This is a genomic window from Nitrospirae bacterium YQR-1 (assembly GCA_039908095.1).
Lineage (GTDB): Bacteria > Nitrospirota > Thermodesulfovibrionia > Thermodesulfovibrionales > Magnetobacteriaceae > Magnetomonas.
This window is the reverse complement of the sequence record JAMOBJ010000091.1, coordinates 1-887: the sequence shown is the minus strand read 5'-3', so window position 1 is coordinate 887 and position 887 is coordinate 1. Positions and strand designations below refer to the sequence as shown.

General features: G+C 29.4%; 1 protein-coding gene. It reads left to right on the top strand.

Annotation, left to right across the window (positions count from 1 at the left end):
- The coding region (locus H7844_16045; protein ID MEO5358788.1) for a hypothetical protein at positions 1-887 on the top strand (887 nt) is incomplete at both ends.

The window sequence follows — 887 nt, the reverse complement described above, 5'->3', positions numbered from 1 at the left end:
GTCCGGTATTTTCTTTTCTTTGACTTTTTTTACAAAGGAACCTTTTCTTTTTTCTATGCTACCGGTATTGCTGTACTTTCTTTTTGTTTCAAATGAAAATTATAGAGGTAAAATAAGACAAATCGGCATACTATTATTTGGTTCTATTACTATATTTTTTCTCTTGCTACTGTACTTTATAAGAAATTACGCCTTGATTGATTGGCTTGATGTTTTTTCCTATAATATTGCTTATGCAAAGATTTACTCTAAGGATAGAAGTATATATCAGGGACTTTTATTATCTCTAAGTAACTTGTTAAAAACAATTTTTTTTCTAAAAACAATCAATTTATTATTTATTGCTGGAGTAATAAGTGCTTTTAAAAAAGAGTTTATAGAAAAATATAAGTATCTGCCTATTCTGTTTCTTATCTGGTTTGCAGGAAGTGTTATAGGTGCTAATATTACTAAAATGTACTGTAGTAATTACTATCTGCCTGCTTTTGCACCGTTTGTACTTGTATCAGCATGTGGTGTGATGTTTGTATTCGATATTATAAATAAATATTTAAACAGCAAATCATTGTATGCACATATCATAGTTTTAACTTTTTTGCTAACAAGTCTTATGGTATTTGATTACAAATATATGCGTAGTTTCTACAAAAGGCTGTGTTATAACTTCATAATAACAGAGGCTAAAGATGTGGACGGAGGGTCAACTCTCCTTTATGTTTATACAAATATAACTGATGCGGTATGGATACCGCTTTCAGAAAGAGCAGCCTATTTGTATTCCAAACGCCTTTCTCCGACAAAATATATACAGAGTATGAAGCATTTTTATATAAATACAATCAAAGATACAGGTAAAGAAAAAGAAAACACTCTATTAAACGAACTAA